The following is a 20,761-nucleotide window of genomic DNA, read 5'->3' as shown; positions in this document are numbered from 1 at the left end:
GCGTCGCGATTGGCTACGGCAGCACGCTCAGTGCGCGGCTTCCCCGCCCACCAGGGCCGGCAGGCGATTGCCTTCGTCGTCGATCTGCAGCGGGCCGGTGCCCGAGAAGCGATCGAGCGCCAGATAGATCACCGGCGTGATGAACAGCGTGATCACCTGCGAGAACAGCAGGCCGCCCACCACCGCCAGGCCCAGCGGCTGGCGCAGCTCGGCGCCCGCGCCCAGGCCGAGTGCCAGCGGCAGCGCGCCCATCACGGCGGCGAAGGTCGTCATCATGATCGGGCGGAAGCGCAGCAGGCAGGCCTGCCGGATCGCGCGCGCCGGGGCCATGGCCTGCTCGCGCTGCGCCGCCAGCGCGAAGTCGATCATCATGATGGCGTTCTTCTTGACGATGCCGATCAGCATCAGCACGCCGATGGTGGCGATCAGAGACAGCTCCACGTCGAAGATAAAGAGCGTCAGCAACGCGCCGACGGCCGCCGACGGCAGGCCGGCCAGGATGGTCAGCGGATGGATGTAGCTCTCGTACAGCACGCCCAGCAGCGTGTAGATCACCGCGAGCGCCGCCACCAGCAGCAGCACCTGCGTAGCCTGGGACGACTGGAACACCGCCGCGTCGCCGCCCCAGCTCGTGAAGATCGAACCCGGCATGGCGATCTCTTGCTTGTAGCCATCGATCTTGGCGGAGGCCGCGCCCAGCGCCGCGCCCGGCGCGAGGTTGAACGACACCGTCACCGAGGGCAGCTGGCCCTGGTGGTTCACGGCAATCGGCCCGACCCGGCGCTCGGTAGTAGCGAAGGCGGAGATCGGCACCATCTGCCCGGTCTTGCTGCGCACGTAGATCTTGGAGAACGCGGTCTCGTCGGCGCGGTCAATGTCGGCCGCCTGCAGGATCACGTAGTAGTTGTCGATCGGCGTGTAGATGGTCGACACCTGGCGCTCGCCAAAGGCGGAGTACAGCGCCTGGCGCACGTCCTGGATCTGCACGCCCAGCGCGTTGGCCTTGTCGCGGTCAATCGACAGCTGCGCTTCCAGGCCCGACTGCTGCGAATCGCTGGTGACATCGCGGAACAGCGGATCGGCGCGCATCTTGCCCATCAGCTTGTCGGAGTACTCCTGCAGCTGGCCGGCCTTCACGCTTTGCAGCGTGTACTGGTAGCGGCTCTTGCTCTGGCGCCCGCCCAGGCGCAGGTTCTGCACCGGCGAGAAGTAGACCGCCAGGCCGGCGATGCCCGAGACGTCCTTGCGCAGGGACTCGACCACCTTGGCCATCTTGGGGCGCTCGCCCAGCGGCTTGAGCTCGATGAACATGCGGCCCGTGTTGATGGCGGGGGAGGGCCCGCCACCGATCGAGATCACGATGCTGCGCACCGCCGGGTTCTTGCGCATGCGCTCGGCCGCATCGCGCAGGCGCTCGGCCATGGCGTCGAAGGAAATATCCTGCGGGCCTTCGGCATTGACCTGGATCTGCCCGATGTCTTCTTCCGGGAAGAAGCCCTTGGGAATCATCACGAACAGCACCGCGGTCAGCACGAAGGTCAGGCCGGCCACCGCCAGCACCGACTTGCGGTGCGCCAGGCACCAGTCAAGCCCGCGCGCATAGCGGTGGAGCGTGAATTCGAACAGGTTCTCGAACCACTGGGTGGAGCGCAGCCCGATGGTCTGCTTCTGCACGATGGCCGGCGCGTGGCCGGCATCCGCGTGGTCGCCATAGGCATGTTGCGACTCGTCGATCGGCACGTTCTCGGCCGACAGGAAGCGCGCGCACAGCATCGGGATCAGCGTGAGCGACACCAGCGCCGATACCAGAATGGCCAGCGACACCACCGCCGCGAACTCGTGGAACAGCAAGCCGATCACGCCTGGCATGAAGAAGATGGGGATGAACACCGCCACCAGCGAGATCGAGATCGAGAGGATGGTGAAACCCATCTCGCGCGAGCCGACCAGCGCGGCCTTGAGCGGCGGCACGCCCTCCTCGATATGGCGCACGATGTTTTCCAGCATCACAATGGCGTCGTCCACCACCAAACCCACGGCGAGCGTGATGGCCAGCAGCGACACATTGTCCAGGCTGTAGCCGAAGGCCTTCATCAGCGCCACCGTGCCGATCAGCGAGATGGGCAGCGACACGGTCGGAATCAGCGTGGCGGCGGCGCGGCGCAGGAACAGGAAAATCACCATCACCACCAGCCCGACGGTCAGGGCCAGCGTGAACTGCACATCGTGGATGGATTCGCGGATCGACTGCGAGCGGTCGTTGACCACCGCCACGTTGACCGAATCGGGCATCTGCTGGATCAGGCGCGGCAGCGCGTTCTTGATGGCGTCCACCACCGCCACCGTATTGGCATCCGGCTGGCGCAGCACGGCCAGCACGATCGAGCGCTCGTTGTTGAGCCAGCTGCCGGTCTTGATGGTCTCGACGCTGTCTTCCACATCGGCCACGTCAGACAGCCGCACCAGCGCGCCGCTGGGCTGGCTGGCCACGATGATGTTGCGGAACGCGTCGGCGCTGGCAAGCTGGCGGTTGGCCTGGATGGTGAGCGTCTGGCGCGCGCCGTCCAGCGTGCCGACCGGTGTATTGGCGTTGGCACGGTTCAGCGCCGTGGCCAGCTCATCCAGCGTGAGGCCGCGCGCGGCAAGCGCGTCCGGATGCGCGCGCACGCGCACAGCGAAACGCTTTTGCCCGAACACCTGCACCTGCGCCACGCCCGGCAAGGTGGCCAGGCTGGGCGAGATCAGGTTGTCGCCGAAGGCGTTGAGCTCGGCCAGGCTCATGGCCGGCGAGTTGATCGCCAGCAGCAGCACCGGCGCATCGGCCGGGTTGACCTTGCGGTACGACGGCGGCACCGTCATCTCGATCGGCAGCGCGCGCTGCGCGCGGAACAGCGCCGCCTGCACGTCCACGGCCGCGGCGTCGATGTCGCGGTCGTTGTTGAACTCGATGGTGATGCTGGAGTTGCCGAGCGTGTTCGACGAGCTGATCACCGACACGCCGGGAATGGTGGCGAACTGCTTTTCCAGCTGGGTCGCCACCGAGGCCGCCATGGTCTCGGGGCTGGCCCCGGGCAAGGTGGCCGTGACCTGGATCACCGGCGAGTTGAACGACGGCAACGCCGCGATCGGGATGGTGGGGTAGAGCGCAATGCCGGTGACGATCACTGCCAGGCATAGCAGGATCGTCATCACCGGGCGGCGGATACAAAGCTCGGACAGGGTCATGGTGTCAGTGCCCTGGGCTCAATGCTTGGCATTGGCGTTAGCATCGGCGGCGGCAGCGCTTGCCGCGCCAGCCTTGGCCGCGGGCGTCGCTTCCCGCACCATGCTGCCGGCGCGCAGGTTCTGCGCGCCTTCCACCACCACGCGCGTGCCGGGCGGCACGCCGTCGATCACGGCGGCGCTGGCGGTGGAGACCTGCACCTTCACCGGCATCGGCTTGACGCGGTTGTCCGCCTGCACGGCGTAGACAAAGCGGCCTTCCGGCCCCGTCACCACCGCCTGCGGCGGCACCGACAGCGCGTTCTTCAAGGTCTGCACCACGGCGTCCACGTTGGCATACGTCCCGGGCCACAGGCGCTGCTCGTCGTTGTCGAACTGCGCCTTGATGCGGATGCTGCCGTACTGCGGGTCCACCGTGTTATCCACAAAGCTGATCTTGCCGGTCACGGGGGTCTTGCTGCCGTCGTTGGGCAGCGCGGTCACGGCAACAGGGCCGGCGTGCAGCGCCTCGCGCAGCGCGGCGAGCTGGCGCTCGGGCAGGGTGAAGGTGACGGCAATCGGCTGCACCTGGGCGATGGTGACCATCGGCAGGGCGCTGTTGGGCATCACCAGCGAGCCGGGGAACATGTTGATCACGCCGGTGCGCCCGCCGATGGTGGCGCGGATGGCGCCGTAGCTGACCGCCACGCGGCTGGCCTCGATGGCGGCCTGGTCGGCGCGCAGGGTGGCCTCGAAGCCGTCGACCTTGGCCTGGGCCGTATCCACCGCGCTCTTGGAGATGAAGTTGCGCTGCAGCAATTCATTGCTGCGCACCAGCGTGCGGCGGGCATCGGAAAGGTCGGCCTGGTCGCGCATCAACTGGGCCTGGGCCTTGGCGAGGTTGGCCTCGTCCATGCGGGTGTCGAGCGTGAAGAGCAGGTCGCCCGGCTTGACCGTCTGGCCTTCCTTGATATGCACGGTGCGCACGGTGCTGGACACTTGCGGGCGGATCTCCACCGTGGCGAGCGCGCTCACTGTGCCGTTGGCCGTCACCCGCAGCGGCACGTCGCCCTGCTGCACCACCGCAGTGGCCACCACCACCACAGGCGGCGCCTTGGCCGCCGGCTTGGGCGCCGTCCAGGCACGCCAGCCGAACCATCCGCCAGCAGCCAGCGCAATCAAGACCGCGCCGAGCAACCAGGGCGACACCCCCTTGCCGGTACCCGTGGAAGGACTCCACTTAGCGTCGACGAAGCCCTTGGCCTGGTCGATCCCGTTCGTTTTCATGTGAGGACTCTCTGACAGTGCGCGCAAAATGCGCCCGCTCCCCCGTGGCCCGGCCTTCTGGGAAGCCGGTGCCGCGCCGCGGAAAACCGCTAGTAGTACAGGATCAAGGGCGTTGAAGGCCAGTACCCATGCAATCCGCGCCATTACAAACTATTACAGCGCGAAGGGATACTTGCTTGTATCGAGAGCCAAACATTATCAGAAAAGCAGGATCTGGCGGCCATTGCGTTGCCGCGCGTTGATGCTTTCTATCGACACATCGCGCGGTCCCGGCTTGATGATCACCGCGGCGCCGGCCTGGAGATCGCCGGGGGTGACTACGCTCAGGTAAATGCCGGAATAACCGCTTTGCACCATATGCTTGATCGCATGCCGGTAGCCCATCACGGCGTTGAACTTGTAGCAGGGCTGGCGCGGCGACTCCACCTGGAGCACTACGTCGCCAATGCGCAGCAGATCCCCCACCCACAGATCAGTCTCGAGCACGCCCTCCAGGGTCAGGTTTTCGCCCATGGCGCCTGGCACGAGCGGCTTCTCGGCCTCGGGCAGCCGTGCTTCCCGGCGGCGCGCGTTCCACCAGGCGTAGTGTTCGGCCGGGTAGGCGTAGACCGCCTTGTCCAGGCCACCGTGCACGCTCAGGTCGGCCTGTTCGTCACCCGCCAGCCCCAGCGGACGCACCGCCACCGACAGCGGGTGCAGCAAGGTGCTGAGCGGATGCTTGCGGATGCCGGACATCACCACCGCCTCGGTGCCCACCGCCGCCACGACGAGCGGGACCGCCTTGCCGACGCTGATGGCGATGAGGCGCATGCCGTTGGATGTGCTCATGCCGTCTCCTTGATCCTGTGTCCTTTATCTTAGCGCCGGGATTTTCCAAACAGAGGTATCAAGCGGCTGCCACGTGTGCGGCGCCGCACGGCTGGCGGCATTGTTCGCTTTGTCTGCTTTGTCCAGTGGGTCGATGAGCCGGTTGGCTCAGGCCTGCTGCCGCGCCGTCTCGCGCAGGCACCAGCGCTGCCCCAGCACCCGAGCGCGCTGCGACACCACCAGCGCCAGCAGCATCAGCGCTGCCGCACCCCAGTGCAGGGAGTCGGCGCCGGCGGTTGCGTAGATCGCCGCGCCGCCCATCGCGCCCAGGGCCTGGCCGAGGTAGATGGAAGACGAGTTGAGCGAGATCGATACCGCCGCGCGCTCCGGCGCCAGCGCTACCAGCCGCGCCTGCTGCGCGCTGTTGGTGGCAAAGCCGCCGACACCCCACAGCATGAAGATGAGCACCAGCGCCACCGGCCCCAGTGTCGCCAGCGGCCACAGCAGCATGGCCGCCAGCGAGGTCAGCATGGCGGCCTGAACGATGCGCGCGGGCGTGGCCCGGTCCATGCGCGACGCCGCCAGCACATTGCCGCTGACGCCGCAGGCGCCGTAAGCCAGGAACATCAGGCTGAGCGTGCCGCCGCTGATACCATGCACGTCGCGCAGCAGCGGGGCAATATAAGTAAACAGCGTGAACATCCCGGCCGACTGGATCATGGTGGTGGCCACCACCAGCACCATCGGCGTGTGCCGCAGCACCGCACCCCAGGCCGCCCGGCCCACCGGTTCCACATACAGCCGCGCCGGCAAGGCCCGCCACACGCCCACCGACGCGCCCAGCGCCAGCAAACCCACCAGCCCCATGCTGAAGCGCCAGCCCAGCGTGCTGGCGATCCACGTCCCCATTGGCACGCCCACCACGCTGGCCACGCTCCAGCCCAGGAAAACAAAGCTGATGGCGCGCCCGCGCGTCTGCGCGTTGACTAGCAACGGCAGGGTGGCGGCGGCTTGCGGGGTGAAGATGGCCGCGCCGATCGCGCTCAGCAAGCGGATCGCCATCAGGCTGGCAAAGCTCGGCGCAAAGGCCGCGGCCAGGTGCATCGCGGCATAGACCAGCAATGAGCCCGCCAGCAGCAGCCGGCGGTCGATGCGCGAGCCGAGCGTGGCGAACAAGGGCGCGCCGACGCAGGTCGCCAGCGCAAACACGGAGATCAACTGGCCCGCGGTGCCGGCTCCAAGCTGGAAATCGCCGGCAATGTCATTGAGCATGCCGGTGACGATCATCGCGCCGGTACCGATGACAAAATTGCCAAGGCACAGCATCACGAGCCTGGGATCCATGGCGACGGGGGCGGAGAAGGAGGTGCGGAGGACGAAAAACGCGGCCAGAGGCCGCGCGCGAAGTCCGAGTGTAGCGGTTTTGCCCGGTTCGCGTTGAGCGTAGCGCACTCGCCGGCGGGGAGGCCGGCGGGGCGCTCGCCTGCGGGCTAGCGCTTAGCGCGACAGCGCCGGCGTCAGCGCCTTGGGATTGGCGATGCTGTCATGCTTGCCGCTCAGCACATCGAGTATGTTCTGGAAGGCGATGCGGAAGTACATCTCATAGCTTTCGCGTTCGACATAGCCCAGGTGCGGCGTGCAGATGCAGTTTTCCATGCGCAGCAGGGCGTGGCCCTGCAGGATGGGCTCGGACTCGAACACATCGACCGCCGCCATGCCGGGGCGTCCACGGTTGAGCGCGGCCAGCAGGGCGTTTTCCTCGACCAGCTCGGCGCGGCTGGTGTTGACGAACAGCGCGGTGGGCTTCATGCGGGAGAAGTCGGCCAGCTTGACCAGCCCACGGGTCTCGTCACTCAGGCGCAGGTGCAGCGACAGCACGTCGCTGTCGGTAAACAATTGCTCCTGCGACCCGGCCACGGCCAAGCCGTCCGCGCGCGCGGCGTTCTGCGAGTTCTCGCGTCCCCATACCAGCACATTCATGCCGAAGGCACGGCCGTAGCCCGCCAGCAGCTTGCCGATCTTGCCGTAGCCCCAGATCCCGAGCGTCTGCCCGCGCAGCACCTGGCCCAGGCCGAAGTTGGGCGGCATGGTGGTGGACTTGAGCCCGGACTGCTGCCAGGCGCCATGCTTGAGGCTGGCCACATACTGGGGAATGCGGCGCTGGGCCGCCATGATCAGGGCCCAGGTGAGCTCGGCCGGGGCCACGGGCGAGCCCGCGCCTTCCAGCACCGCCACGCCGCGTTCCGTACAGGCCTCGACATCCACATGGCCGCCAACGCGCCCGGTCTGGCTGATGATCTTGAGCTTGGGGAGTTTTTCCAGCAGTTGCCGGGTGATGCGCGACCGTTCGCGGATAAGCACCACGGCTTCCACGTCGGACAGGCGTGCCGCCAGCTGGCCAACGCCCTTGACAGTGTTGTTGAACACCTTGACGTCATGGCCATCGAGCAGGCTGAAGCACGACAGCTTGCGAACGGCATCCTGATAATCGTCGAGTACGGCAATCTTCATCGGAAACTCTATTTTGGCTATCGCAAGGTGCGCACACCCACATTGCCGCGCACCCATCAACGTTATAGTTTTAGCATCTGCCGCCCGACACCGCACCGAGTGCGCAACGCGGCGGGAACAATCCCGCGCGACGCGAAAGTGAGCCGACGGACAGGCAAACGAGACAATACGGCATGGCCCGGAATCGCGCACAAACATTGCTGCGGAGCAAAAAACAGCGGCGAGCGGCGGTGGTATCCTTGCCGGTTCCGGTGCCGCCCCAGATTGTCGGTCGAGCCTTGCTCCCGTCACCCGGGCCGCGCCGGACAAAGCCTGCCCGGCCCTGCCACAGGCGAAGCGCCACTGTAGCGCAGCCGCGGGGCCTGTCGCGACCTTTTGCGCAGTTCCGGTCGCTGTGCAGTTGTAACGGGATGTGACGATCCTGGTCAGAGCCGCCCTATGCGGCCCGGTGCGGAACCAGCGGCGAATTGCCGCGGTCTGCCCAGGTCATGGGGCGCTGCCAGCCGTCTCCCGACCGCGGCAACCGGCCTGGCTTTGCAAGATTTCCTTTACGCTTTGGAGTAGCAGTATGAACCACCCCGCCATGCAGGGCACGCCCGCACTCAACGTACCGGCCTGGGTCAAGCACCAGAAGCTGGTCGCCTGGGTGGCCGAGTTCGCGGCCCTCGCCAAACCCGACAATATCTACTGGTGCGACGGCTCGCAGCAAGAGTACGACCGCCTGTGCGAGCAGATGGTCGCCGCCGGCACCATGAAGCGCCTGAACCCGGCCAAGCGCAAGAATTCGTTCCTGGCGCTGTCCGATCCGTCCGACGTGGCGCGTGTGGAAGACCGCACCTTCATCTGCTCGCAGAAGAAGGAAGACGCCGGCGCCACCAACAACTGGACCGCCCCGGCTGAAATGCGCCAGACGCTGTCCGGCCTGTTCGACGGCTGCATGCGCGGCCGCACGCTGTACGTGGTGCCGTTCTCGATGGGCCCGCTGGGCTCGCCGATCGCCCACATCGGCGTGGAGCTGTCGGATTCGCCGTACGTTGCCGTCAATATGCGCATCATGACCCGCATGGGCCGCGCCGTGTTCGACGTGCTGGGCACCGATGGCGAGTTCGTGCCGTGCGTGCACACCGTGGGCAAGCCGCTGGCTGCCGGCGAGAAAGATGTGGCCTGGCCGTGCAACCCGACCAAGTACATCGTCCATTTCCCGGAAACGCGCGAAATCTGGTCGTATGGCTCGGGCTACGGCGGCAACGCCCTGCTGGGCAAGAAGTGCTTCGCACTGCGCATTGCCTCCACCATGGGCCGCGACGAGGGCTGGCTGGCCGAGCACATGCTGATCCTGGGCGTGACCTCGCCGGAAGGCAAGAAATACCACGTGGCCGCCGCGTTCCCGTCGGCTTGCGGCAAGACCAACTTCGCCATGCTGATCCCGCCCAAGGGCTTCGAAGGCTGGAAGGTCACCACCATCGGCGACGACATCGCCTGGATCAAGCCGGGCCAGGACGGCCGCCTGTACGCCATCAACCCGGAAGCCGGCTACTTCGGCGTGGCCCCGGGCACCAGCGAGAAGACCAACTTCAACGCGATGGCTACCCTGAAGGAAAACGTCATCTTCACCAACGTGGCGCTGACCGATGACGGCGACGTGTGGTGGGAAGGCATGAGCAAGGAAGCCCCGGCGCACCTGATCGACTGGCAGGGCAAGGACTGGACCCCGGCCATCGCCAAGGAAACCGGCGCCAAGGCTGCCCACCCGAACGCCCGCTTCACCGCCCCGGCAGTGCAGTGCCCGTCGATCGACGATAACTGGGACAACCCGGCTGGCGTCGCCATCGATGCGTTCATCTTCGGCGGCCGCCGCTCCACCACCGTGCCGCTGGTGACCGAGGCGCGCAACTGGACCGAAGGCGTCTACATGGCCGCCACCATGGGCTCGGAAACCACCGCCGCCGCTGCTGGCCAGCAAGGCGTGGTGCGCCGCGACCCGTTCGCCATGCTGCCGTTCTGCGGCTACAACATGAGCGACTACTTCGGCCACTGGCTGGCGCTGGGCAAGAAGCTGGAAGCGTCCGGCGCCAAGCTGCCGGGCATCTACTGCGTCAACTGGTTCCGCAAGGATGAGGCCGGCAACTTCGTGTGGCCGGGCTTTGGCGAGAACATGCGCGTGCTGTCGTGGATGATCGACCGCGTCGAAGGCCGAGGCAAGGGCACCGACCACGTGTTCGGCACCTCGCCCGGCTTCGAGGACCTGAACTGGGAAGGCCTGGATTTCACCAAGCAGCAGTTCGAGCAGGTCACCTCGATCGACCACGCCGCCTGGCAGAAGGAACTGGAGCTGCATGAGGAGCTGTTCACGCAACTCAAGCACAACCTGCCGCAAGCCCTGGTGGATGCCAAGGCCGCGCTGGCCAAGCGTCTGGCTGCCTAAATAACAGGCACATCCACCGAAGGCCAAAGCCAGGCGCCACGACGACGGCTGTCGCTCCCTATCCCCTCAGGGGGAGAGGGCCGGGGAGAGGGGTGGCTTAGCTAGGAGCCACTTGAAGCGAAGCCCGTGGTGTTCTCCAGCACGCAGGCATGACGAGCGCCCGCCCTCTCCCCCAGCCCCTCTCCCACGCGCGGGAGAGGGGCGCGCGACAACGCAGATCCAGCTTCGTCAGCAAGCGCTAAAGCCCACTCCGTCAACTGGAGTGGGCTTTTTTCATTGGGAGCCGGTCGGGCCACCCTCCGTGCTCCCTTGCTCCACGGCGAACTTCACCAGCTCCGCGCGGCCTTCGATGCCCAGCTTGCGCCGCAGGTTGAGCCGGTGGGTCTCGATGGTGCGTACCGACACGCCCAGCGCGGCGGCAATGTCCTTGTTGGCCTGGCCGCGGCCGATGCAGTTGAAGATGTCGCGCTCGCGCGGGGTAAGCGCATCGAGCGGCCCGGCGGCCGGGGTTTGCTCGGCCATGCTGCGGGCAATGCGGGCGCTGTAGAAGACGCGGCCGGCCAGCACCGCGGCAATCGCGGCCATTAGCTCGTCGGCGGGTGCATCCTTGAGCACATAGCCGCGCGCGCCGGCTCGGATCGCCTGGCGCACGTATTCGAGGTTGTCGTGCATCGACACGATCAGCACGGCCAGCTCCGGATAGTCCTCATGCAGCGCGGCGGCCAGCGCGATGCCGCCCATGCCTCGCATGCCGATATCGGTGATGACCAGTTCAGGCATGTGCTCGGCGCTGGCCCGCGCCAGCCAGGCCAGCGCCGCCTCGCCGTCGTCGGCCTCGCCCACCACCGTGAGCTCGGGTTGCAGGCTAAGGCGCATGCGCATGCCGTCGCGCACCAGCGCGTGGTCGTCGATCAACAGGACGCGGGCGGGGGCGGGGGTCATGAGCGGAGGTTTCCTTGTGAATCTGGCGAATCCGGCGAATCCGGGTTGTGGCGTGTGGCCGACTGCGCCGGCACCACCGGCACCACCGGCACCGCCGCGCTCAGCCGGGTCGAGCCCGGGCCGGAGACGATATCGAACTCGCCGCCCAGCGCGGCGATGCGCTCGCGCAGGTTGCGCAGGCCGATGCCGCGCTTCGGATCGAGCTGCATGCGCGCCACGTCGAAGCCGGCGCCGTCATCCTGCACGGTCAGCCGGGTAGCGTTGGCATCGAACGCCAGCCCCAGCGTGACATGGCGCGCATGCGCATGCCGCTCCACATTGGTCAGCGCTTCCTGGGCGATGCGATAGAGGGCTGTGGCCTGCTCGTCAGCGAGTTCGCGCGGCTTGCCCGTGTGCGACACGGAAATCTGCAGCCCGCTGCCTTCCTGCATCTCGCGTGCCAGGTGCTCCAGCGCGGCGAACAGGCCAAGGTCATCAAGCAGGGCAGGCCGCAGGTTGCGCGCCACCCGGCGCACCTCATTGAAGACCGTATCCAGGCGGACCAGCGCCGTGCCAAGCACGGGCGCCACCGACTGGCCCTGGTCCGGGGCCATGCGCAGGCGGTTGGCGGCCGTCTCCAGCAGCAGCTTGACCGACACCAGCAACTGGCTGATGCCATCGTGCAACTCGCGCGACAGCCGCGCGCGTTCCTCTTCCTGCGACTGCACCACGCGCTGCGCCAGCTGCCGCAGCTTGGCGTCGGCCTCGCGGTGCTCGCTCACATTGAGCGCCAGGCCGCTGGCGGCCACCAGCAGGATGCTGATCGCGGCAATCACGCCGATCCACGCCATGGTCTCGCGAATATCGGTCTCCGCCCGCGCATCGAGCTGGCGCAGGGTGCGCTCCACGTCGTCGAGATAGATGCCGGTGCCCAGCATCCAGTTCCACGCCGGCACGGCGACCACGTAACCCAGCTTGGGGGCCAGTTGCTGCGAGGAGGGTTTTCTCCACATATAGCGCACCGACCCACCGCCGGAGCGGGCCGCGGCGATCAGCTTCTGGATGGTGAGCGCGCCCTGCGGGTCCCGCAGGCTCCATAAATCCTGTCCGACCAGCTCGGGCTGGCGCGGGTGCATCAGATTGCGGCCTTGCAGGTCATAGAGGAAAAAATAGCCGTCGGGGCCGTAGTCCAGGCGCGCCAGGGCCTGCATGGCGGCGTCACGGGTGGCCGCATCGTTGTGGCCCGAGCGCACCATCGGCGCGATCGCGCTTTGCGCCAGTTCTACGTAGTGACGCAGCTCGGCTTCCTTGCTCTGCAGGTAGGCCGCCTCGACCAGGGCGCGCTCGTGGCTTGCCAGCTGGGTGGCTTGGTAGCGCACGGCCAGCGCGATGCCGAACATGGCCACGGCGAGCGGCGCGACGGCCAATAACAGGATTTTCTGACGGAGTTTCATCGGGACCGGGGTAAACACGGATGACGCGCAAGCGGCATGCGAGCGTCGATCTACGTAGTAACACGCAGCATCGCTGCGTAGTTCCGCGCTTGTGCCGCCAGGGACGGGTGTCAATACTACACGCCAGACGCACGCGCGCCGCTCAAGCGGCGTAATGCACGCGTCCTGCGCAGTGGGTGCGGCTAGCGTCTATGCTGTTTGCATCGCCCGCCTGCGACGACCAGATCCGGATCTTGCGAGACATACCGGGCGTCGACGGAGACATGGCAGGGACCATCCCGCCACCCACCCCTCCGCCCGCCGCCACCAGGGGACGCCGCCCAGGCGCCCCCCTTGCTTCCGGCACCTGCCGCCGCCGGCATTCCTAAAAATGGTCTGAGGAGACCCTCATCATGAATCGCATCGGGCAACACCTGGTGTGGCTGGCCGTCGCCATCCTTGGCGCCTTCGCCTTTGCCACCGTTGCACTGTCTCGCGGCGAAGCCGTCAGTGCCTTGTGGATCGTGGTCGCCGCGATCTGTATCTATCTGATCGCCTACCGCTACTACAGCAAGTTCATCGCCGAGAAGGTGATGCAGCTCGACCCCAAGCGCATGACGCCGGCCTGGCGCCATAACGACGGGCTGGACTACGTGCCGACCAACAAGGCCGTGCTGTTCGGCCACCACTTCGCCGCCATTGCCGGCGCCGGCCCGCTGGTGGGTCCCGTGCTGGCCGCGCAGATGGGCTATATGCCCGGCATGCTGTGGATCCTGGCGGGCGTGGTGTTTGCCGGGGCAGTGCAGGACTTCATGGTGCTGTTCATCTCCACGCGCCGCGACGGCCGCTCGCTGGGCGACCTGATCAAGTCCGAGATGGGCACGGTGCCAGGCATGATCGCGTTGTTCGGCTGCTTCATGATCATGATCATCATCCTGGCGGTGCTGGCACTGATCGTGGTGAAGGCGCTGGCGGATTCGCCCTGGGGCACGTTCACGGTGGGGGTGACGATTCCTATCGCCCTCTTCATGGGCATCTACACGCGCTATATCCGCCCGGGCCGCATCGGCGAGGTGTCGGTGATCGGCTTCGTGCTGCTGATGCTGGCCATCATCGGTGGCCAGTACGTGCATGAAAGCGCGGTGCTGGCACCGTTGTTTACGTACGACGGCAAGGCGCTGACGTGGATGCTGATCATCTACGGCTTTATCGCTGCCGTGCTGCCGGTGTGGCTGCTGCTGGCCCCGCGCGACTATCTCTCCACTTTCCTGAAGATCGGCACCATCATCGCGCTGGCCATCGGCATCCTGATCGTGGCGCCGGAGTTGAAGATGCCGGCGTTCACCCAGTTCGCCAAGGGCGGCGGCCCGGTGTGGTCGGGCAACCTGTTCCCGTTCCTCTTCATCACCATCGCCTGCGGCGCGGTGTCGGGCTTCCACGCGCTGATCTCCTCGGGCACCACGCCCAAGCTGCTTGAGAGCGAAGCGCATATGCGCTTTATCGGTTACGGCGCGATGCTGGCCGAATCGTTCGTGGCCATCATGGCGCTGGTCGCGGCCTCGGTGATCGAGCCGGGTGTGTACTTCGCCATGAACAGCCCGGCAGCCGTGATCGGCACCTCGCCGGAATCGGTGGCCCAGGTGGTGTCGGGCTGGGGCTTCGTGATCACGCCGGATGTGCTGATCCAGACCGCCAAGGACGTTGGCGAGAACTCCATCATCTCGCGCGCCGGCGGCGCACCGACGCTGGCGGTGGGGATTGCCCACATCCTGCACCAGGTGGTGGGCGGCCAGGCCATGATGGCCTTCTGGTACCACTTTGCCATCCTGTTCGAGGCGCTGTTCATCCTGACCGCGGTGGACGCGGGCACCCGCGCCGGGCGCTTCATGCTGCAGGACCTGCTGGGCAGCTTCGTGCCCTCGTTCCGCCGCACCGACTCGCTGCCGGCCAACCTGATCGCCACCGCGCTGACCGTATCGTTCTGGGGCTACTTCCTGTACCAGGGCGTGGTTGACCCGCTTGGCGGCATCAACACGCTGTGGCCGCTGTTCGGCATCTCCAACCAGATGCTGGCCGCGGTGGCGCTGGTGCTCGGTACCTGCGTGCTGGTGAAGATGAAGCGCGGGCAATACGCCTGGGTCACCCTGGTGCCCACCATCTGGCTACTGATCTGCACGCTGACCGCCGGCTGGCAAAAGCTGTTCGACGCCGATCCCAAGGTCAGCTTCCTGACCCACGCGGCCAAGTTCAGCGACGCCATCGCCCAGGGCAAGGTACTGGCCCCGGCCAAGTCGATGGAGCAGATGCACCGCATCGTCTTCAACGACTACCTGGATGCCGGGCTGTGCGCGCTGTTCATGTTCGTGGTGCTGTCGATCGTGTTCTACGGTTTCAAGACCGCGATGAAGGCCCGCGCGGAAAACCGGCCGACCGACCGCGAAACCCCGTTTGAACCGATGCCGGCTTCGGCTTCGGCACAGCATTGAGTGCGTGCGCTGGCCACCGGCCAGCGCTCACCCGATGTCGGGATTGGAATTGGATTTGGAAACAGGAGATCCATCATGCTTGAGCAACTTGGAACCATGGGACGCTACCTGGGCCAGTCCCTGCGCCTGATGGTGGGTTTGCCGGATTACCAGACCTATGTGGCGCACATGGAGGCCACCCATCCCGACCGCGAGCCCATGACCTACGAGGCGTTCTTTCGCGAACGGCAGGAGGCCCGCTACGGCGGGGGGCAGGGAAAATGTTGCTGATCTGCACGTGGCACGCGGTTCGCTCAGGGGGGGAATGCGAGTGCGCGTAGCCGCACAACAGTCCTAACCCCGTAGTAACTCCGCGCTTCACGCCGTTAAAGAACGGGCCGCCAATTCTGGCGGCCCGTTTTACGTTTCTGCAGCGGTTACAGGGCCTTACACGTGGTTACAGCAAGCTCGCGGCTACATCTCTACACTTGCGTCACAGTTGCTCAACCCAAGGAAGAAGAACATGTCTCGGCATCCCGTTCGCAGTTTCACCCTGGCCATCGCCCTGGCGGCATCCGCGCTGCCGGTGTTTGCGGGCGATATGAATAATGCCCTCGGCGGCGCACTCGGCGGTGTCGCCGGCGCGGCGGTCGGTGGCGCGCTCGGCGGCTCGACCGGTGCGGTGATCGGCGGCGCGGTTGGCGGCGGCGCAGGCGGTGCGGTCACGTCCAACCGCCGCGAGCGCACTGGCGCCATCATCGGCGGCGCGCTGGGCGGTGGCGCAGGCACGGCAGCGGGCAATGCCATGGGCGGGCGCACCGGCGGCCTGCTGGGCGCAGCGGTTGGCGGCGGTGCGGGCGCCGCGCTGGGCGGCAACGTCTCACGCAGCAACTCCTACGCGGACGAACGCGGCCGCGGCTATCGCGATGACCGCTACTACCGCAGCGGCTACAAGCGCAAGCACGGCCGTGGCCACCACCATCACGACGACTGATCTGGCTGGCGCAGGCGGGGATCATCCCCCGCCCGCCGGCAGCCGGCCTGCGATGCCGGCAACAAGAACGGGCCATGACTGGCCCGTTTTTTTATGCCGTGATTTATGTCGCTGCGGCCCGAAAACCTCGCCGGAGGTATCATGCATCACCCGACACCGACAAGCGTGTACAACAAAGCGGTGCCCCAAAAGCAAACACGCCCGTACCGGCGTGGTACGGGCGTGTCCTCCAGTTAGTACGGAGAAGGCGCTTTCGCACCCTCCCCGTCGGCCTGTGGAGATCAGCCGAAAGGGGCGAAACCGCCATAGGACGCGGTTCCCGCCGACAGGCCGCCTGAATTACAGGGCAGCGGCGCCGTCGGTAAATACGTCGAACTTGCCGGCCTTGGCGCCGTCGGTGTACGGGTCGAACTTGCCAACGCGGGCACCGTCCGTGAACGGGTCGAACTTGCCGGCACGGGCGCCGTCGGTGAAGCTGTCGAACTTGCCAGCCTTGCCGCCGTTGCTATAGACCGAGGTCTGGGTGGCGCGGGCGCCATCGGTGTAGGGGTCGAACTTGCCGGCCTTGGCAAAGGCGGGGGCGGCGGTCAGGGCGGCTGCGAGCGTGGTGGCAGCGGCGATCAGGGCGAAACGTTGGCTTTTCATGATTGAATCCTTTCCACAGGCAGGACACCTAGTCTTCTCAGCAGCCTTCGCTGCAATGCGGCATCCGATGGCTTCATATTAGGCATTTCCCTGATATGAATAAATATTGCCCCCGACAATGATTAGTTGTAGTTTTGACAATAAATAGCCCACTTTCCGTAAAAGTTCGCGGGCAAGACTGGAGACTATGTCATGGACCGGCTGCAATCGATGCGCGTCTTTTCCAAAGTGGTCGAACTGGGCAGCTTTGCTCGTGCAGCGCAACAATTGGAAATGTCCAATGCGGTAGTCACGCGCTACGTAGCCGACCTGGAGAGCCACCTTGGCACGCGGTTGCTGAACCGCACCACCCGCAGCCTGTCGCTGACTGACGCCGGGGAGACCTACCTGCAGCGTTGCCAGCAGATCCTGGAAGATGTGGAGGAGGCCGAATCGGTAGTGACGGCGCGCAGCCAGTCGCTCTCGGGCACACTGCGGCTGGTGGCGCCGGTGATGTTCGGCCTGCACCTGCTGCCCGCCACGCTGGCACGTTTCCAGGCCCTGTATCCCGAGGTGGTGTTCGACGTGCTGTTATCGGACCGTATCGTCGATATCGTCGAAGAGGGGCGCGACGTAGGCGTGGTGTTGTCCGACCTGGGGCTGGGCTCGCACCTGGTGGCGCGCCCGCTGATCTCGGCAGAGATCATCCTGTGCGCCTCGCCAGGCTACCTGCGCCAGCACCCGCCGCTGCGCCAAGCGCACGAACTGACCAACCACCGCTGCATCGCGATGCGCATCCCCACCGCTGAGCATGAATGGACGCTGTCGGGCCCGGAGGGCGAGGTAACGGTGCCGATCCGCCCGGGCCTGCTGTGCAGCAATGCCGAGTTGGCGCACCAGGCGGCGCTGGCAGACATGGGTGTGGCGATGCTGTCTGCCTATCTGGCGCGGCCGAATATTGAAGCGGGGCGGTTGACGCACATCCTCCAGCAATACCGACTGCCGAAGCGCGATGTCAGCGTGGTCTATCCCAGCCGCAAGTTCCTGCCGACCAAGGTCCGCGCCTTTATCGATTTCCTGCTCGAAGAGGGCAAGATCCGCAACGACAACCAATAAGGGGACCGCAGGATCGAGGGCTACTAAAGGGGGGAAGGGAAGCGCGGAGCCGGCGTCCTGCCGGCTCCGCGAGCAACTCACTCTTCCTCGGCGTCGGCCGTGGCTTCGTCGTCGGCGCGGGACTTGCCGGTAGCGCGCTTGGCTGCTGGCGTCTTGGCCGCGGCTTTCTTCGCTGCGGGGGCCTTCTTGGCGGCTGGAGCTTTCTTGGCCGCCACCTTCTTGGCCGGCGCCTTGGCCTTGCTCACCGTTTCGCCAGCCTGATCCTCGTCGCCAGCCTTGGCGGACGCGGTCTTGGCCGCGGCGCCCTTGGCCGCCGTCTTGGCGCCCGCCTTGGGCTCGCGTGCCTCGAACTCGAAGCCGATCTTGCCGTCCGGCTGCTTGGCCAGGAAGGCCTTGAAGTTGCGCCCGGTGCGCGATGACTTGAAGCCGGTCAGCAGATCCGTACGGCCCGCGCCCAGCAGCTTGCCGATCTGCTCGCGCGAGATCTCCTGCTGCAGGATGATCTTGCCCGTGGTGAAGTCGCAGCTCTTGGGCACGGCCACGCTGTTCTCGCACACGTACTTCATGCCGTGCTCGTAGACCGAGCCACCGCACTTCGGACAAGCGCCAACCGCTTCCTGGCCGCTGAAGTCGACCGGCTCGCCGTCGTTGTCGTCGTCATTCTGGCCGAAGTCGAATTCCATCTTGTAGTGGCCTTCGTCGTCCTTGCCCAGCTTCAGGATGGCGGCAAACGGCCGGCCCATCTTGCTGCGGAAACCCTGCAGCGGACCGATTTCCTTCTTCAGCAGCAGTTCTTCGACTTCGTCGATCTCGAACTGGCGCCCACCCGGGATCTTGCTGATCGAGAACTCGCACGCGGTGCAGGCAAAGCGGCGGTAGTTCTCCTTGACCTGGCTGCCGCACTGCGGGCACGGCGTGGCCAGCGTGGCGTAGTCGCCCGGGATGGTGTCGCTGTCGTATTCCTTGGCGCGCTTGACGATCTGCTGCGTCATCTGCGCGATCTCGCGCATGAACTCGTCGCGCTTCAGGCCACCGCGCTCGATCTGCGACAGCTTGTGCTCCCATTCGCCGGTCAGCTCGGCCTGGGTCAGTTCCTGCACGCCCAGGCCGCGCAGCAGCGTCATCAGCTGGAAGGCCTTGGCGGTGGGAATCAGCTCACGGCCTTCGCGCACCAGGTATTTCTCGGCGAGCAGCCCTTCGATGATGGCCGCGCGCGTGGCTGGCGTGCCCAGGCCCTTGCCGGCCATGGCCTCGCGCAGCGCGTCGTCGTCCACCAGCTTGCCCGCGCCTTCCATGGCGGACAGCAATGTGGCTTCGTTGTAGCGTGCGGGCGGCTTGGTGGTCAGCATCACGCCGTCGACCTTGTCGACCTTGACGCGCTCGTCCTTGGCCACCGCCACCAGGTTGGCATCGTCGCCCTGGGCTTCACGCCCGTAGACCACCAGCCAGCCGGGATTGACCAGGACCTTGCCTTCGGTCTTGAAATGATGGCCCGCCACCTCGGTGACACGAGTGGTGACCTGGAACTCGGCCGCCGGGAAGAACACCGCCAGGAAGCGGCGCACCACCAGGTCGTACAGCTTCTGCTCCGGCTCCGAGAGGTTCTTCGGGGCTTGCAGCGTCGGGATGATAGCGAAGTGATCGCTGATCTTGCTGTTGTCGAAGATCTTCTTGTTGGGCTTGATCCACCCGCTGGCCAGCACCTTCTTGGCATGCGGCAGGTAGTTGGGCGAGCTCTCGGCCAGCATGTCCATGGTCTGCTTGACCGTGTCCATGTAGTCCTCGGGCAGCGCGCGCGCGTCGGTACGCGGGTAAGTCAGCACCTTGTGCTTTTCGTACAGCGCCTGGGCCAGGCCGAGGGTGTTCTTGGCCGAGAAGCCGAAGCGCGAGTTGGCCTCGCGCTGCAGCGTGGTCAGGTCGAACAGCGCCGGCGACTGCTGCGTGGACGGCTTGGACTCTTCGGTGACGGTGCCGGTCTTGTCACGGCAGGCCGCCACGATGCTCTTGGCCTCGGCCTCGCTCCACAGGCGCGACTCGCGCGTCTCGGGATCGAACTCGCTCTTCTTGAACTTGGGGTCGAACCAGCGGCCTTCGTAAAGGCCGGCGGCGGCGATGAACTCGGCGCGCACTTCCCAGTAGTCGCGCGGGACGAACTTCTTGATCTTCTCTTCGCGCTCTACGACGATCGACAGCGTGGGGGTCTGCACCCGGCCAACCGTGGTCAGGAAGAAGCCGCCGCCCTTGCTGTTGAACGCGGTCATGGCGCGCGTGCCGTTGATGCCCACCAGCCAGTCGGCTTCCGAGCGGCAGCGCGCGGCGTCCGCCAGCGGCAGCATGTCGGCATCGTCGCGCAGGCGGGCAAAGCCGTCGCGGATCGCCTGCGGCGTCATCGACTGCAGCCACAGGCGCTGCACCGGTTGCTTGGCCTTGGCATGCTGCTGGATCAGGCGGAAGATCAGTTCCCCTTCGCGCCCCGCGTCGCAGGCGTTCACCAGACCGGTAACGTCCTTGCGCTTGATCAGGCGGTTGAGCACCTTCAGCCGCGACTCGGTCTTGGCGATGGGGCGCAGGTCGAAGTGGGGGGGAATCACCGGCAGGTTGGCGAAGCTCCACTTGCCTCGCTTGACTTCGTATTCGTCCGGGGCGGCGATTTCAACCAGGTGGCCGACGGCCGACGAAAGAACGTAATCGTCACTTTCGAAGTATTCGTCATGCTTGGTAAAGCCCCCGAGGGCACGGGCTATATCGGCAGCAACCGATGGCTTTTCCGCGATGATGAGGGCTTTTGACATGGATCGGGTCCTTGCTGGCCGCACTCTGGCGGCCTGCGAATTGTTGCCACTAAGGGCTCTGCACTATATGTAAACAGCGAGCTTGGGGCTTTGAGGCGCCAATAATAAGCGCGGTTCCGACGGCGGTGCAAGCAAGCTGCCGTCGCCGTCGCCGTCAAACAGGCGCTGCTGGCATGTGGGCCGGC

14 protein-coding genes are annotated in these 20,761 nt (G+C 66.1%); 5 read left to right on the top strand and 9 right to left on the bottom strand.

Features of this window, described 5'->3' with window-relative positions; translation table 11 throughout:
* Window positions 1-27: 27 nt before the first annotated feature.
* From AC1RQC_RS02430 to AC1RQC_RS02410, 5 genes are all read right to left on the bottom strand, one after another.
* A complete protein-coding gene (locus AC1RQC_RS02430; protein ID WP_492809215.1) occupies window positions 28-3,225 on the bottom strand; it encodes an efflux RND transporter permease subunit in 3,198 nt (1,065 codons plus the stop codon).
* An 18-nt stretch (window positions 3,226-3,243) separates the two neighbouring features.
* Window positions 3,244-4,488 carry an efflux RND transporter periplasmic adaptor subunit gene (locus tag AC1RQC_RS02425; protein ID WP_492375460.1) on the bottom strand — a complete coding sequence of 415 codons (1,245 nt, stop codon included), beginning with the start codon at window positions 4,486-4,488 and terminating at the stop codon, window positions 3,244-3,246.
* Window positions 4,489-4,686: 198 nt separating this feature from the next.
* Complete coding sequence (locus AC1RQC_RS02420) at window positions 4,687-5,316, bottom strand: MOSC domain-containing protein (RefSeq protein WP_492809214.1); 630 nt, start codon at window positions 5,314-5,316, stop codon at window positions 4,687-4,689.
* Between the two features lie 147 nt (window positions 5,317-5,463).
* Window positions 5,464-6,639: an MFS transporter gene (locus tag AC1RQC_RS02415; protein WP_492882372.1), complete on the bottom strand. Its 1,176-nt coding sequence runs from the start codon at window positions 6,637-6,639 to the stop codon at window positions 5,464-5,466.
* Window positions 6,640-6,792: 153 nt separating this feature from the next.
* Entirely contained in the window at window positions 6,793-7,806 is a 1,014-nt protein-coding gene (locus AC1RQC_RS02410; RefSeq protein WP_492809212.1) for a D-2-hydroxyacid dehydrogenase family protein, read from the bottom strand.
* 568 nt (window positions 7,807-8,374) lie between these two features.
* Here AC1RQC_RS02410 and AC1RQC_RS02405 point away from each other — a divergent pair.
* Complete coding sequence (locus AC1RQC_RS02405) at window positions 8,375-10,231, top strand: phosphoenolpyruvate carboxykinase (GTP) (protein ID WP_492882371.1); 1,857 nt, start codon at window positions 8,375-8,377, stop codon at window positions 10,229-10,231.
* 273 nt (window positions 10,232-10,504) lie between these two features.
* Here the strand turns inward: AC1RQC_RS02405 and AC1RQC_RS02400 are convergent, their stop codons facing one another.
* Window positions 10,505-11,173 carry a response regulator gene (locus AC1RQC_RS02400; protein WP_492387246.1) on the bottom strand — a complete coding sequence of 223 codons (669 nt, stop codon included), beginning with the start codon at window positions 11,171-11,173 and terminating at the stop codon, window positions 10,505-10,507.
* Window positions 11,170-12,606: a cache domain-containing protein gene (locus tag AC1RQC_RS02395; protein ID WP_492882370.1), complete on the bottom strand. Its 1,437-nt coding sequence runs from the start codon at window positions 12,604-12,606 to the stop codon at window positions 11,170-11,172. Before AC1RQC_RS02395 ends, AC1RQC_RS02400 begins: the two co-directional genes overlap by 4 nt.
* A gap of 392 nt (window positions 12,607-12,998) precedes the next feature.
* Between AC1RQC_RS02395 and AC1RQC_RS02390 the strand changes: the two genes are divergently transcribed.
* The 3 genes from AC1RQC_RS02390 to AC1RQC_RS02380 all read left to right on the top strand — a co-directional run bounded on the left by AC1RQC_RS02390 (window position 12,999) and on the right by AC1RQC_RS02380 (window position 16,044).
* Entirely contained in the window at window positions 12,999-15,071 is a 2,073-nt protein-coding gene (locus AC1RQC_RS02390) for a carbon starvation CstA family protein (RefSeq protein ID WP_183035997.1), read from the top strand.
* Window positions 15,072-15,146: 75 nt separating this feature from the next.
* Entirely contained in the window at window positions 15,147-15,341 is a 195-nt protein-coding gene (locus AC1RQC_RS02385) for a YbdD/YjiX family protein (RefSeq protein ID WP_006162283.1), read from the top strand.
* A 232-nt stretch (window positions 15,342-15,573) separates the two neighbouring features.
* Window positions 15,574-16,044 (top strand): hypothetical protein, encoded by a 471-nt coding sequence (locus AC1RQC_RS02380; RefSeq protein WP_043350936.1) that lies wholly within the window; start codon window positions 15,574-15,576, stop codon window positions 16,042-16,044.
* A gap of 339 nt (window positions 16,045-16,383) precedes the next feature.
* Here AC1RQC_RS02380 and AC1RQC_RS02375 read toward each other — a convergent pair whose 3' ends face one another.
* A complete protein-coding gene (locus AC1RQC_RS02375; protein ID WP_150987611.1) occupies window positions 16,384-16,689 on the bottom strand; it encodes a hypothetical protein in 306 nt (101 codons plus the stop codon).
* 192 nt (window positions 16,690-16,881) lie between these two features.
* On the opposite strand from AC1RQC_RS02375, the gene AC1RQC_RS02370 reads away from it, so the two are divergent.
* The gene (locus tag AC1RQC_RS02370; protein WP_150987609.1) at window positions 16,882-17,784 is read left to right on the top strand and encodes a LysR family transcriptional regulator; all 903 of its coding nucleotides are present in this window, start codon (window positions 16,882-16,884) and stop codon (window positions 17,782-17,784) included.
* A gap of 77 nt (window positions 17,785-17,861) precedes the next feature.
* On the opposite strand, the gene AC1RQC_RS02365 is transcribed toward AC1RQC_RS02370, so the two are convergent.
* Entirely contained in the window at window positions 17,862-20,576 is a 2,715-nt protein-coding gene (locus AC1RQC_RS02365; protein WP_492376173.1) for a DNA topoisomerase III, read from the bottom strand.
* Between the last annotated feature and the right edge of the window lie 185 nt (window positions 20,577-20,761).

This window comes from Cupriavidus sp. GW822-FHT03E04 (assembly GCF_058801495.1).
The sequence above is the reverse complement of the archived record's forward strand: the minus strand, read 5'-3'. Positions and strand labels throughout refer to the sequence as shown.